Below are 14,251 nucleotides of genomic sequence, written 5' to 3'. Positions count from 1 at the left end.
ATGATTATGTAGGCGCTTGTTTGGGTATATTTTGACATAAATCAAATCGTTCAATGAATATGAATCTTTTAGTCCCTAAATACTCCTTTAGTAGTATAAAAAACTAAACCGAAAAGTTTATTTTTGTGTGAAAATGTTAGTGTAGGCTTAACACAAAATATAACAAAGGAGGAGTTATATAGGATAATAGGAATCAATATCATGTAAGTTAATGGTTTTAAAGGAATATTATTGACAAAATATTTCTTTACTTTTAAAACCGTGATACAATCTTTAACATTCATATTTAATGAATTAATACCCAACCACTTTTTACCAAAATCAAGGAGTACTCAAAATGGGACAGTACAAGAAGCTTTGGTACTTGCTGTTTGCCGTACTGGCAGTATGCTTTACCATTCTTGGTTATATGGGTAGCGAGGTCTATAAAAAGGCTCCGCCATACCCTGAACAAGTCGTTTCTGCATCCGGCAAAGTCCTGATGACCAAAGACGATATTTTGGCAGGTCAATCTGCATGGCAAACTACCGGCGGTATGGAAGTTGGCTCTGTATTGGGTCATGGTGCATACCAAGCTCCGGACTGGACTGCCGACTGGCTGCACCGCGAGCTGGTTGCATGGTTGGATCTGACTGCGCAAGAAACTTACGGCAAAAAATTTGACGAAGTTTCTCCTGAGGAGCAAGCTGTTCTGAAAACCCGTTTGGCTGACGAATACCGCAACCAAAGCCGTGTTAAGGAAGATGGTTCTGTCGTTATCAGCGATACCCGCGTGAAAGCGATCGAAAGCATTCTGCCTTACTACCACGGTGTGTACAGCGACGATCCTAAGTTCCAAACCACTCGCGAACACTTTGCAATGAAAAACAACACATTGCCAAGCCAAGAAGCGCGTGAAAAACTGTTCAACTTCTTCTTCTGGACTTCTTGGTCTGCTTCGACCAACCGTCCTGACGAAACTTTCACCTACACCAACAACTGGCCGCACGAGCCTTTGATCAACAACGTACCGACTACTGAAAACTACATGTGGTCTTTCACCAGCGTGGTATTGTTGCTGATGGGTATCGGCTTGCTGATGTGGGGTTACTCTTTCTTGACCAAACATGAAGAGGTTGAAGTACCTACTGAAGATCCTATCTCTAAAGTACAACTGACTCCTTCTCAAAAAGCGTTGGGCAAATATGTATTCCTGACTGTTGCGCTGTTTGTCGTACAAGTACTGTTGGGTGGTTTGACCGCTCACTATACTGTCGAAGGTCAAGGCTTCTACGGTATTGATACCGCACTGGGCTTTGAAATGGCCGACTGGTTCCCATATGCGCTGACCCGTACTTGGCACATCCAATCCGCTATTTTCTGGATTGCAACCGGCTTCCTGACAGCAGGTCTGTTCTTGGCTCCGATTGTGAACGGCGGTAAAGATCCTAAATTCCAACGTGCAGGTGTGAACTTCCTGTACATCGCCCTGTTCATCGTAGTTGGCGGTTCTTACGCAGGTAACTTCTTTGCTTTGACTCACATCATTCCGCCTGAGCTGAACTTCTGGTTCGGTCACCAAGGTTACGAATACTTGGATTTGGGTCGCTTCTGGCAACTTCTGCTGATGGTCGGCTTGCTGTTGTGGCTGTTTCTGATGTTGCGTTGTACTATCTCTGCCTTTAAAGAAAAAGGTACAGACAAAAACCTGTTGGCTATCTTCGTAGCTTCTATGGTCGGTGTGGGTGTGTTCTACGCTCCTGGCCTGTTCTACGGTGAGAAATCTCCAATCGCTGTGATGGAATACTGGCGTTGGTGGGTGGTTCACCTGTGGGTAGAAGGCTTCTTCGAGGTGTTCGCTACTGCCGCCTTCGCATTCATCTTCTACAACATGGGCTTTGTTCGCCGTAGTACTGCTACTGCTTCTACTCTGGCAGCTGCCGCCATCTTCATGTTGGGCGGTATCCCAGGTACATTGCACCACTTGTACTTCTCCGGCTCTACCTCTGCCTCTATGGCAATCGGTGCATGTTTCTCCGCTTTGGAAGTTGTGCCTTTGGTTCTGCTGGGTCGTGAAGCTTACGAACACTGGTCTTACCAACACCTGTCCGACTGGGCGAAACGTCTGCGTTGGCCTCTGATGTGCTTCGTAGCAGTTGCCTTCTGGAACATGATCGGTGCCGGTGTATTCGGCTTCCTGATTAACCCGCCGATTTCCCTGTTCTACATCCAAGGTCTGAACACTACTGCAGTTCACGCTCACGCGGCTCTGTTCGGTGTGTATGGTTTCTTAGCTCTGGGCTTCGTATTGCTGGTTGCACGCTACCTGAAACCTAATGTGCAATTTGACGACAAACTGATGACTTGGGGCTTCTGGCTGCTGAACGGCGGTCTGGTGGGTATGATTGCCATCAGCCTGTTGCCGGTTGGCGTGATTCAAGCTTACGCTTCTATCACTCATGGTCTGTGGTATGCACGTAGCGAAGAGTTCCTGCAAATGGAAATCTTGGATACCCTGCGTTGGGTTCGTACCGCTGCTGACTTGATCTTCATCGGTGGTGCTGTCTGCGTTGCTATCCAAGCTACCAAAATCGTATTCAGCCGCGATAAATAATCTTAAGCTGAATTAAATCGAAGGCCGTCTGAAAAGTTTTCAGACGGCCTTTCTGTTATAATTTCAACATTCTTAAATTGACAAGACAAAACATTATGTTCAACCAAGCTGCTCAAGAGCTGACTACTGTTCGCGATTTATTGCGTTTTGCCGTCAGCCGTTTTAATGATGCCGGACTGTTTTTCGGACACGGAAGTGATAATGCCCATGACGAGGCAGCCTATTTGATTTTGCACACTTTGAACCTGCCTTTGGATATGTTGGAGCCTTATTTGGATGCCAAATTGTTGCAAAGTGAGAAGGAGGAAGTGTTGTCCATTATCGAACGCCGCGCAGTTGAGCATATTCCTGCCGCGTATCTGACGCATCAGGCATGGCAGGGTGAGTTTGATTTTTATGTCGATGAGCGCGTTATTGTGCCTCGTTCTTTCATTTATGAATTGCTTGGCGACGGTATCCGTCCTTGGATTGAACACGATGAGTTGGTGCATCGAGCTTTGGATTTGTGTACCGGTAGCGGCTGTTTGGCTATCCAAATGGCGCACCACTATCCTGATGCACAAATCGATGCCGTTGATTTAAGCTTGGATGCGCTGGAAGTAGCCGCCATCAATATTGAAGATTATGGTTTGGAAGACCGCATCAGCTTGGTGCATACCGATTTATTCGAAGGTTTGGATGAAACATACGACTTAATTGTTTCCAATCCGCCTTATGTCGACGCGGAATCAGTGGAAGCGTTGCCTGATGAATACCTGCACGAGCCGGAATTGGCTTTGGGTAGTGGCGAAGATGGTTTGGACGCTACACGTCAAATCATTCTGCAAGCGGCGAAATATTTGAATCCAAAAGGTGTATTGCTGGTTGAAATCGGTCACAATCGTGAAGTATTGGAAGCGGCTTATCCCGAATTACCGTTTACTTGGTTGGAAACCAGCGGTGGCGATGGGTTTGTATTCTTGTTGACCCGCGAGCAATTATTGGGTGAAGAATAGATTATTTTGATATAAATAAAATAAAGGCCGTCTGAAAAAGTTTTAGACGGCCTTTGTTTTATAAAATTTTTAATATTTTAAGAAAATACAAATTCCTATGGTATGCCGAATATGAAATCCAAGCAGGCTTTGAAACTATGGCTTATAATATTTGTCATAGATTTAAATGCCGGTAGATTTTTATTACTGACTTTTTGTAGAACATATACTGCCAAACTCCATATTATGAATAATTATTTAAAATCAGGCCTGTTGGCTGCTGCTTTGTTCAGTATGCCCGTTGCCGCCTTTGCCCAGCAACATACCGTTTATTTCAATCAAAACGGTAAACTGACGGCGACCATGCCTTCGGTTGCTTATGTCCGCCAATACAAGATTGAGGCAGGTAAGGCACAGGTGCAGGATTTTTACTATCCATCGATGAAAAAATATTCTGATCCTTATGAAGTACCTGCCGGTCAGATTAAGGTTTTTGTGCCGGCGTTGGATAATGGCACATTAACCCTGTGGCATTTCAACGGTCAGAAAAAGATGGTTGGCAGCTATCGCAACGGCAAACCGCATGGCGAGTGGGTCAACTGGTATCCAAACGGCAAAAAATCCGCAGTAATGCCTTATCAAAATGGCTTGAGTGAGGGCGTGGGTTCGCGCTATTACCGAAATGGCGTGAAAGAAAGCGAAATTCAGTTTAAGCATGATAAAGCCAATGGCCATTGGAAACAATGGTATTCAGACGGCAGTCCGAAAACTGAAATGATGATGAGCAATGACAAACCGACGGAGATCATTAGTTGGGATGAAAATGGCCGCATCGTGTCTGAATTGAGTATTCGCAACGGTAAACGCAGTGGCATTATTTTGGATTGGTATGATGATGGTGCGAAGAAATCTGAGCTAGTTTATAAAGACGACCAGTTGGTGAAAAAAACTTTCTGGGATACGGACGGATACGTTCTCGAATAATTTTGATTATAAAAAACCGCAGGCTGATTAGCTTGCGGTTTTTTATTACATACAGCCTTTGTTTTGGCACAGGGTAAATAACGGCACGCCGCTTTCACGGATTTTTTTGCCGCCGTCCAAGTCGGTAAATTCCAGAATGGCAGCCGTTTCGATTACTTCGCCACCTAATTTGCGGATCAGCTCGACACCTGCCAGCATTGTGCCGCCAGTTGCCACCAAATCATCTACCAACAAAACGCGTGCGCCCGGCTTGATGGCGTCGGTATGGATTTCTACCGTTGCTTCGCCATATTCCAAAGCGTAACTTTGAGAAACCGTATCAAACGGCAGTTTGCCTTTTTTGCGGATGGGGACAAAGCCGACGTTCAGCTGATAGGCCAAAGCTGCGCCAATGATGAAGCCGCGCGCATCCAAGCCCGCAACGACATCAACTTTTTGCCCCATATAGCGGTAAACCAGTAAATCGACCAGCAGGCGGAAATATTCTGCGCTTTGCAAAACGGGAGTAATGTCATGAAACAAAATCCCTTTTTGCGGCCAGTTTTCAATTTTACGGATTTTGTCCGCCAAAGCCTCTACGCCCATTACTTCAGGATGAATCAACATCTTGACATTCCGAAATCAAAAAGTTTTTAACACGATATTGTAGCGGTCATATGCGGACTTGCCAAATTAATCGATACAATAGCCAAATTTTGCAACATGCCGTCTGAAATTCCGAGAAACATTGTGTTGTGTTATAATTTACAGGTACATACCATCGGCTGAACCACCATGCAAAATCATAAAAAAGGCAATATTTACATCATTTCTGCCGCTTCCGGCACAGGTAAAACGACCTTGGTGTCGCGCCTGTTGAAAAATCATGACGACATCCGTGTTTCCATTTCTCATACCACGCGCCAGCCACGTGAGGGTGAGACACATGGCGTGCATTACCACTTTGTTCCCAAAGAAGAATTTGAATCACTGATTGATCAAAGAGCCTTTTTGGAACACGCCAATGTGTTCGGCAACTATTACGGCACCAGCATTGCCGGCGTGAATTCGTTGAGCGAAGAGGGCTATGATGTAATTTTGGAAATTGATGTGCAAGGTGCGGCGCAAGTGCGTAAATCATTGCCTGAAGCCAGCAGTATTTTTATCCTGCCGCCTTCCTTTGAAGTATTGGCACAACGTTTGATCGGCCGTGGTACAGACAGCGAAGAAGTTATTCAAACACGTCTTTCAAAAGCCCGACATGAGATTGAGCAATCCGTTTTGTTCGATTACGTCGTCGTGAATGACGATTTGGATCGTGCCGAAGCCGATTTGTTCCACATTATTAAAGCAGGCCGTCTGAAAAAATCCTCTCAACAGGGATTTATTTCAAACCTGTTGGAAAATTCGTAAAAAACAGCGAAAATAACCGTTTATTTGAAACATAGAAAGAAAGCAAGCAAACATGGCCCGTATTACTACTGAAGACTGCACAGGTAAAATCCCTAACCACTTCGACCTTACCCTCGTTGCCGCCCGTCGCGCACGCCAGCTCGAAAACGGCAATACGCCTTTGGTTGACGACATCCGCAACAACAAACCAACCGTAACCGCCCTGCGCGAAATCGCTGCTGGACAAATCGGAACCGAGCTGCTGACCCGCAATAAGTAAACCAACCGGCAAACCGATAAAACCGCCGCGCGGACTGTATCGGTGCGATATAACAACCGATACAGTCTGACGGCTTAAAAAAATAGCCATAAAAGGCCGTCTGAAAATGCCAGCCCCACTGCCTACCGCCCCCTATGACCCGCTGACAGCAGAAGCGCGCGAGCTTCTGTTTCGCACCGCATCCTATCTCAATACCAATGAGCAGGCCGAGCTTGAAAGAGCCGTTGCCTACGCTTTCCACGCCCATGACGGACAAACCCGTAAAAGCGGCGAACCCTACATCACCCATCCTCTCGCCGTTGCCACGCAGCTTGCGATTTGGCATATGGATGTTCAAGGTCTTTGCGCGGGCGTTATGCACGATGTATTGGAAGATACGGGTGTAACCAAAGTCGAAATGGCGGCAGAATTCGGCGATACCATTGCCGAAATGGTAGACGGCCTCTCCAAACTGGAAAAACTCAAATTTGAAGATCATGCCGAGCATCAGGCGGAAAGTTTCCGTAAGCTTATCCTCGCCATGACTAAAGACGTGCGTGTTATCGTCGTCAAACTGGCCGACCGATTGCATAATATGCGCACCCTTGGCTCTATGCGTCCGGAAAAACGCCGCCGCATCGCCAAAGAAACCCTCGAAATCTATGCTCAAATCGCCAATCGCATTGGCCTGAACAATGCGTATCAAGAGCTTCAAGACTTATCGTTCCAAAACCTCCACCCAAGACGCTACGAAACCCTGAAAAAAGCCATGGACAACAGCCGCAAAAATCGCCGCGATGTTGTCGGCAAAGTGTTGCGTGCATTCGGTCAGCGTTTGGTCGGTGTCAATATTGAAGCCAAAATCAAAGGCCGCGAGAAAAACTTATACAGCATTCATCAAAAAATGCTGGCTAAAAAACTGCGTTTTGCCGAAGTAATGGATATCTACGGCTTTCGGGTCATTGTAAACAATATTCCTGCCTGTTATGCCGCGTTGGGTGCATTGCATAATTTATACCACCCCAAGCCCGGCCGTTTTAAAGACTATATCGCTATTCCGAAAAGCAACGGCTACCAAAGCCTGCACACGACTTTGGTCGGTCCTTACGGTTTACCGATCGAAGTGCAAATCCGTACGCGTGAAATGGACGCTGTGGCTGAGGGCGGTATTGCCGGCCATTGGATTTACAAATCCGGTGAAAATACTCCGGACCAAGCCGTCCTCCATATGAACCGATGGATGAAAAATATTCTTGACCTGCAGGCCAGCAGCTCAAATGCCATCGAGTTTCTGGAGCATGTCAAAGTCGATTTGTTCCCCAACGAAGTCTATATCGTTACCCCGAAAGGCGATATCCTTACCTTGCCTAAAGGTGCGACGCCGATTGACTTTGCCTATGCCGTTCACACCAATATCGGTCATAAAACCGTTGCCGCGCGTATCAATAACGTCATGATGCCGTTGCGCACCAAGCTGAAAACCGGTGATACGGTAGAAATCATTACTTCCGAACACGCCAAGCCTAATGTGGCATGGCTGAATTTTACCGTTTCCAGCCGTGCGCGCAGTGCCATCCGCCAATACATTAAAAATCTGAATCGTCACGATGCCGTTGTTTTGGGTGAGAACCTGCTGCAAAAAGCTTTATCCAGCCTGTTGCCTAAAGACATTCTGCTTTCAGACGACCTCAAAGAAAAATACCTTGCCGATTTGAATACCAAACAAACCTCGTTTGAAGAGGTCCTCTACAATGTCGGTATGGGGCATACTTTGCCGGTACACGTTGCCATGCACATTGCCGAGTTGGCAGGCCAACATTTTGGCAGTACAGTCAAACTCAGCCCGATCAAAGTCAACGATCAGGAAACCGGCCGGATTCATTTTGCCGAATGTTGCCATCCGATTCCAGGCGATGCGATCCGCGCCTTATTGGTTAAAGACAAGGGTATGATTATCCACCGTGATACCTGTCAAACTTTGGTCAAAGCCGATCCGGAAGAGCAACTCGATGCCGGTTGGGACAGTATGCGCAATCAAACGTACCGCACCATCCTCAATGTCAAATCCGAAGATGCGCATGGTTTGCTCGCCTCAATGGCGCAAGCGATTTCCAATTCCGGTGCGGATATCGAATCTGTCGATACGCCAACCAAAGCGCAAGCAGGAACGGAAGGTTTTGTGGAATTTAAATTCACAATTAAAGTCAAAGACTTGGATCAGGTTAATCAGATTATTCATGCAATGCATGCCAATCCGAATATCCGCAAAGTGATTCGAGGATAATCTCGTTATAAGCAAAGGCCGTCTGAAAGTGTTTTCAGACGGCCTTTTTGATGTTTGCAAATAAAAGCTGTTGGCTTCTTTTTAAGAGGGTTTATGGCTTTTTTGTAATTGGATTGGGTTTAATTCAACCAAAAACGGAAAACCAAGAAGAAAACCAAGGCCAAAACGCCTGCCCAAACCAGCAACATGAATCCGGCTACTGCCTGACCCAAGCGGTAAACAGGATTTTTGCGTTCGTCTTCGAGTAGGGGATTAGGTGTATCGTGTGGTTTGTCGGACATGATGAAGCTCTGATAATTATCGAATAAAAGCGTAAGGGTACGCCGATAGAAGCAAAGATTCAAGTGGGAATGATTATTGATAGAAGTCTTCGTCTTCATTCCACGCGGTTTTTAAGGCCGTCTGAATGGTGTCAGCACCAAAGCCACGATAGGCAAGGAAACGCGCTTGTTTTTGTTTTTCTTTTAAATCTTGAGCTTCTTGCTTGAATTTTTTACGTAAGACGGAAATGGCGGTTTGCAGCTCGTCCTCCCTATCGGGTAGGAACTCCTGACAGTCGTCTGCATCGATACCTTGTTGCGCCAAGGCTTGCTTGAGGCGGAGCGTGCCGTAACGGTTGCTCTTGCTGTGAATATAGGCTTCTGCGTAACGTTGGTCGGATTGCCAATTTCGTTCGGCGAATTCGTCCAAAACCTTTTCCAATTCTTCTTCGCTTTCAGCGTGTGGGGCCAGTTTACGTTTCAAGCCGACACGGCTGACTTCCTGACGGGAAAGAATATCCAAGGCGCGGGCACGTAAGGTTTTAGGGGGTCTCATGGGATATGGTGGAGGTGAAGTGACTACATTGAATTACATTTTCAGACGGCCTGATTGGAAAAATAGCCGAAAAGGCCGTCTGAAAATAAAGCCGAATTATTCTTCGTCTTTATTTTTTTGCGGTTGTAGATTTTCGTAGATTTCAGGCAGGGCGCGAATCAACAAATCAGGTTTGGTCGCTTTATCTTGAGAGAGCAAGGTCATGTCGCCGTAGCCGAATGTTACGCCGACGCTGAAGCAACCGGCCGCTTTGGCGGCAATAATGTCATTTTTGGAGTCGCCCACCATCAGCATATTGGCAACGTCGATGCCCAAAACTTCGGCCGCATGTTGAAGCGGCAATGGGCTGGGTTTTTTCTCAGTCAGGCTGTCGCCGCCGAGAACCAGGCTGAAGTAGCCGTCGAGATTAAGCTTTTTCAGCAGCTCAGCAGCTAGAATTTCATTTTTGTTGGTAATGACAACCAATGGAATACCCAAGGACTTGAGCAGGCCGAGGCCGGCTTCGGTTTCAGGGTAGGGGCGGGTAAAGTCGCTCAAGTGCTTGCGATAATATTTCATAAAGAAAACAAAACCTTTTTCCCAGATTTCAGGATCGGCTTCTTTTTCACGATCATTGGTAATGACACGATGAACCAACTTGCTGATGCCGTCGCCGACATAACTTTCAACCGTTTGGGTAGGTAAAACAGGTAAACCCAAGTACGCACACATGGCTTGGGCTGCTGCGGCCAAATCGGGAACGGAATCACATAAGGTACCGTCCAAATCAAAGGCAACGGCTTGAACGTGTTCTAAAGCAGCAGTGGTCATTGAGTAGCTTTCTGTCATATTATTTGAGCGGTTATTTTAACTTTGAGCGGTTATTTTAACATTGTTTGCCTGATTTGCCGATGTTTTGCTGATTCTTTAAAAGGGATATTTGTTTAAATTGTTAACAATTTTTGCTGGTGTAAGGCTGTCAGCCTATTGGGAATGTGAAAGGGATTTTGTCAACAAAAAGGGTGATTTGGTAGGCATTAAAAAACAAAGGGTTTGTGTGCTTTTTTGAATAGTTTGATGAGCATTTATACTGGGCCGTCTGAAAATTTTTTGGTCGGCGTGCCGATATTTTCAGACGGCCTCAAACTAAATTTATATATAAATGAATAGATTTGCTTTTTATCGACTACATGCTATTACATTTTTTCCTGTTTTTGTATATAGTAACAAGTATGGCTCTCGTCTAATCATGTGTATGAAAAGGAAAAATACATGTCCGCATCTGCTGTTAAAGAAACACTGAATCCGTTTGAAATTGCACAAAAACAAGTGAAAATTGCCTGCGATCGCCTGAATGCCGACCCAGCAGTATTTGAAATCTTGAAAAAGCCGCAACGTGTTTTGGAAGTCAACTTCCCTGTCAAACTCGACAACGGTACAGTAGAAAACTTCACCGGCTACCGTTCACAACACAATAATGCCGTCGGCCCTTACAAAGGCGGCGTGCGTTTCCACCCTCATGTGAATATGGACGAGGTTAAAGCCCTGTCTATCTGGATGACCATCAAATGCTGCGTGGCCGGTATTCCTTACGGCGGTGGTAAAGGCGGTATCACTTTGGATCCGCGTAACTATTCCGAAGCGGAATTAGAACGCATCGCCCGCGCTTATTCCGAAGCTATTTCTCCGTTGATCGGCGAGAAAATTGATATTCCTGCCCCTGATGTGAACACCAACGGCAAAATCATGTCTTGGATGGTTGATGCCTATGAAAACGTGGTAAAACATTCCGCACCGGGCGTGTTCACCGGCAAACCGGTTGAGTTTGGCGGTTCCTTGGCGCGTACTGAAGCCACCGGTTACGGCGTAAACTTCGCCGCCGTCCAAGCTTTGGAAAAACTGGGCAAAGACGTGAAGGGTGCCACTTATGCCATTCAAGGTTTCGGTAATGTGGGCTACCACACCGGTTACTATGCACACAAAGCCGGTGCGAAAATCGTTGCCGTATCTACTGTTGACGTTGCCATCTACAACGAAAACGGCTTGGATATGGAAGCAATCATTAAAGAATTCCAAACCAAAGGTTTCATCACCAATGAAGCCGGCTACGGTAAAGAAATCAGCAATGCCGAACTTTTGGCTTTGGATGTGGACGTACTCGCCCCTTGTGCATTGGAAAATCAATTGACTTCCGAAAATGCAGGCAAAGTCCGCGCGAAAATCGTGGTTGAAGGTGCAAACGGTCCGACTACTCCAGAGGCCGACGTTATCCTGCGTCAAAACGGCGTATTGGTTGTTCCTGACATTTTGGCAAACTGCGGCGGCGTGGTTGTATCTTATTTTGAATGGGTACAAAACCTGCAAGGCTACTACTGGGAGTTTGACGAAGTTCAAGAGAAAGAAACCGTTGTCCTGCGCCGTGCGTTCCGCGATATTTGGAACTTGGCTCAAGAATACGATGTCGACCTGCGTACTGCTTCTTACATGATGAGTATCCGTCGTGTTGAGAAAGCAATGAAACTGCGCGGCTGGTATTAATCGTTTGACCAATAGCTAAGAGTAGGCCGTCTGAAACCTGTTTTCAGACGGCCTTGATGTTTTTGATAAGAGCCTTTACAAATTTTAATCCACCTTGATTCCATTTCAATCAAACTCAGCTATAATCCCCTTTTTTGACCTTTCCGGAAAAGACATAATCATGAACAAAACTTTCAAATTCAGCGCATTGGCTTTGTCTGCTTTGTTGGCACTGACTGCTTGCAACCAAAAAGACACTGCCGCTAAAGATGCCCCAGCTGCTTCCGCAGCTTCAAGTGCGACTGCAGATGCTTCTGCCATCGGTTCTACTGCCCAACAAGCCAGCTACGCAATGGGTGTGGACATCGGCCGTTCATTGAAACAAATGAAAGACCAAGGTACGGAAATCGATTTGAAAGTCTTCACCGAAGCCATGGAAGCCATGTTTGAAGGTAAAGAAGTCAAAATGACTGAAGCCCAAGCTCAGGAAGTGATGATGAAATTCCTGCAAGAGCAACAAGAAAAAGCTACTGCCAAACGTGCTGAAGATGCCAAAGTAAACTTGGAAAAAGGCGAAGCGTTCTTGAAAGAAAACGCGACTAAAGAAGGCGTGAAAACCAGCGCTTCCGGTCTACAATACAAAATTACCAAAGAAGGCGAAGGTAAAAAACCAACTAAAGACGACATGGTTACCGTTGAATACGAAGGCCGTCTGATTGATGGTACCGTATTTGACAGCAGCAAAGCCAACGGCGGCCCAGTCAGCTTCCCTGTAAGCCAAGTGATTCCAGGTTGGACTGAAGGTATCCAACTCTTGAAAGAAGGCGGCGAAGCAACATTCTACATCCCGGCCAAATTGGCTTACCGCGAAGTGGGCGCCGGCGATAAAATCGGCCCGAACGCCACTTTGGTATTCGACGTGAAACTGGTTAAAGTCGGCGCGCCTGATGCCGCTGCACAACAACCTGTACAAGTTGACGTACAAAAAGTTCAATAATCCGAATCAAGGCTTACGCCCTTAAACAACGGATAATAGGCCGTCTGAAAAAATTCCGTTTCAGACGGCCTTCGTTCCAAACTAACAAGGAATTATGATGAAAAATATCGTCATCCTTATTTCCGGACGCGGTAGCAATATGCAGGCGATTGTGAATGCTGATATTCCCGATGCCAACATTGCAGCCGTATTGAGTAACAGCGAGACCGCAGCCGGATTGGCATGGGCGGCAGAGCGCGGTATTGCCACCGACAGTTTGAACCATAAAAACTTCGACTCGCGTCTGGCATTTGATCAGGCCATGATGGAGAAAATCGATGCCTATCAGCCAGATTTGGTTGTATTGGCGGGCTTTATGCGCATTTTGACTCCAGAATTCTGCGCCCATTATGAAAACCGCCTGATCAATATCCATCCGTCCATCCTGCCTTCTTTCACCGGTCTGCACACCCACGAACGCGCATTGGAAGCAGGTTGCCGAGTGGCAGGCTGCACCATCCATTTCGTAACGCCCGAGCTGGATTGCGGCCCGATTATTTCTCAAGGCATTGTTCCTATTTTGGACGGCGATACCGCTGACGATGTTGCCGCACGCGTGCTGACGGTTGAACACCAGCTTTTCCCGCAAGCCGTTGCTGACTTTGTTGCAGGCCGTCTGAAAATCGAAGGCAATCGCGTTTTGAATGCACAACGCAATGCCGCCGGTCAAAGCCTGTTGGCTTAATTAAAACACCATACACACAAGGAAAACATCATGAAACCGATTAAAACAACCTTATTGACACTTTCCCTGCTCACTACCTCTATCGGCGCACAAGCCGCCGAATTGCCGCAATCTGCCGTTTTGCAATACTCAGGCAGCTACGGTATTCCTGCGACCATGACCTTCACACGCAGCGGCAGCCAATACAAAATCGTTTCTACCATCAAAGTACCGCTTTACAATATCCGCTTTGAATCCGGCGGCAGCATCAACGGCACGACCCTGCATCCGTCTTACTACAAAGATGTACGTGGCGGTAAATTGTATGCCGAGGCCAAATTCTCCGGCGGCAACATCACTTACGGCAAAGCAGGTGATTTGAAAACTGAAAAATCCGGTCCGGCCATGGACTTGTTCACTTTGGCATGGCAACTGGCCGCCAATGACGTGCGCCTGCCGTCAGGTTTGAAAATTACCAACGGTAAAAAACTGTACACCGTCGGCAGCATGAACAAAATCGGCAGCGAAAGCTATAAACTGAACGGCGGTACAACGCCGGTGAGCAAATATCGCGTCCGCCGCGGCGACGATACCGTTACTTACTCGTTTGCTTCCGATATCGACAATATCCCTGCGCAAATCAGTTATACCGATGACGGCAAAACCTACAACCTGAAACTGACTTCCGTTAAAATCAACGGTAAAGTAGTGAAACCGTAATCTTTATTTACTCAAACAAGAAGGCCGTCTGAAAAGTTTTCAGACGGCCTTTTA

At 46.5% G+C, this 14,251-nt stretch carries 14 protein-coding genes; 10 read left to right on the top strand and 4 right to left on the bottom strand.

All coding sequences use genetic code 11. The annotated features are described in order from the left end of the window. Positions 1-337 precede the first annotated feature (337 nt). The 3 genes from HMPREF2871_RS01740 (at position 338) to HMPREF2871_RS01730 (ending at position 4,551) form a co-directional block, all read left to right on the top strand. Positions 338-2,593 carry a nitric-oxide reductase large subunit gene (locus tag HMPREF2871_RS01740; RefSeq protein WP_070607932.1) on the top strand — a complete coding sequence of 752 codons (2,256 nt, stop codon included), beginning with the start codon at positions 338-340 and terminating at the stop codon, positions 2,591-2,593. A gap of 95 nt (positions 2,594-2,688) precedes the next feature. Then, the gene (gene prmB / locus HMPREF2871_RS01735; RefSeq protein ID WP_004519392.1) at positions 2,689-3,588 is read left to right on the top strand and encodes a 50S ribosomal protein L3 N(5)-glutamine methyltransferase; all 900 of its coding nucleotides are present in this window, start codon (positions 2,689-2,691) and stop codon (positions 3,586-3,588) included. Positions 3,589-3,861: 273 nt separating this feature from the next. Beyond that, on the top strand, positions 3,862-4,551 hold the full coding sequence (locus tag HMPREF2871_RS01730; RefSeq protein WP_224783375.1) for a toxin-antitoxin system YwqK family antitoxin: 690 nt from the start codon (positions 3,862-3,864) through the stop codon (positions 4,549-4,551). Positions 4,552-4,596: 45 nt separating this feature from the next. Here the strand turns inward: HMPREF2871_RS01730 and HMPREF2871_RS01725 are convergent, their stop codons facing one another. Further along, a complete protein-coding gene (locus HMPREF2871_RS01725) occupies positions 4,597-5,157 on the bottom strand; it encodes an adenine phosphoribosyltransferase (protein WP_049335447.1) in 561 nt (186 codons plus the stop codon). Between the two features lie 168 nt (positions 5,158-5,325). Here HMPREF2871_RS01725 and gmk point away from each other — a divergent pair, with 168 nt between their 5' ends. From gmk to HMPREF2871_RS01710, 3 genes are all read left to right on the top strand, one after another. Then, entirely contained in the window at positions 5,326-5,943 is a 618-nt protein-coding gene (gmk, locus tag HMPREF2871_RS01720) for a guanylate kinase (RefSeq protein ID WP_049335449.1), read from the top strand. A gap of 52 nt (positions 5,944-5,995) precedes the next feature. Further along, a complete protein-coding gene (gene rpoZ, locus HMPREF2871_RS01715; RefSeq protein WP_003682294.1) occupies positions 5,996-6,202 on the top strand; it encodes a DNA-directed RNA polymerase subunit omega in 207 nt (68 codons plus the stop codon). A gap of 106 nt (positions 6,203-6,308) precedes the next feature. Beyond that, entirely contained in the window at positions 6,309-8,465 is a 2,157-nt protein-coding gene (locus tag HMPREF2871_RS01710; protein ID WP_049344042.1) for a RelA/SpoT family protein, read from the top strand. A 119-nt stretch (positions 8,466-8,584) separates the two neighbouring features. Here the strand turns inward: HMPREF2871_RS01710 and HMPREF2871_RS11840 are convergent, their stop codons facing one another. From HMPREF2871_RS11840 to HMPREF2871_RS01700, 3 genes are all read right to left on the bottom strand, one after another. Then, positions 8,585-8,746 (bottom strand): hypothetical protein, encoded by a 162-nt coding sequence (locus HMPREF2871_RS11840; RefSeq protein WP_049344044.1) that lies wholly within the window; start codon positions 8,744-8,746, stop codon positions 8,585-8,587. Positions 8,747-8,819: 73 nt separating this feature from the next. Then, entirely contained in the window at positions 8,820-9,281 is a 462-nt protein-coding gene (gene recX / locus HMPREF2871_RS01705; RefSeq protein ID WP_049344046.1) for a recombination regulator RecX, read from the bottom strand. A 96-nt stretch (positions 9,282-9,377) separates the two neighbouring features. Further along, a complete protein-coding gene (locus tag HMPREF2871_RS01700; RefSeq protein ID WP_049344048.1) occupies positions 9,378-10,091 on the bottom strand; it encodes a phosphoglycolate phosphatase in 714 nt (237 codons plus the stop codon). A gap of 441 nt (positions 10,092-10,532) precedes the next feature. Between HMPREF2871_RS01700 and HMPREF2871_RS01695 the strand changes: the two genes are divergently transcribed. The 4 genes from HMPREF2871_RS01695 (at position 10,533) to HMPREF2871_RS01680 (ending at position 14,197) form a co-directional block, all read left to right on the top strand. After that, on the top strand, positions 10,533-11,798 hold the full coding sequence (locus HMPREF2871_RS01695) for a Glu/Leu/Phe/Val family dehydrogenase (RefSeq protein ID WP_049344050.1): 1,266 nt from the start codon (positions 10,533-10,535) through the stop codon (positions 11,796-11,798). 160 nt (positions 11,799-11,958) lie between these two features. Continuing rightward, positions 11,959-12,774: an FKBP-type peptidyl-prolyl cis-trans isomerase gene (locus HMPREF2871_RS01690; RefSeq protein WP_049344051.1), complete on the top strand. Its 816-nt coding sequence runs from the start codon at positions 11,959-11,961 to the stop codon at positions 12,772-12,774. Positions 12,775-12,871: 97 nt separating this feature from the next. After that, positions 12,872-13,498 carry a phosphoribosylglycinamide formyltransferase gene (gene purN / locus HMPREF2871_RS01685; RefSeq protein WP_049344053.1) on the top strand — a complete coding sequence of 209 codons (627 nt, stop codon included), beginning with the start codon at positions 12,872-12,874 and terminating at the stop codon, positions 13,496-13,498. 30 nt (positions 13,499-13,528) lie between these two features. Then, positions 13,529-14,197: a membrane protein gene (locus HMPREF2871_RS01680; RefSeq protein WP_049344055.1), complete on the top strand. Its 669-nt coding sequence runs from the start codon at positions 13,529-13,531 to the stop codon at positions 14,195-14,197. The last annotated feature ends 54 nt before the right edge of the window (positions 14,198-14,251 follow it).

This window comes from Neisseria sp. HMSC067G12 (assembly GCF_001812725.1).
GTDB classification, from domain to species: Bacteria; Pseudomonadota; Gammaproteobacteria; order Burkholderiales; family Neisseriaceae; genus Neisseria; species Neisseria perflava.
This window is presented reverse-complemented; position numbering and strand designations above follow the sequence as displayed.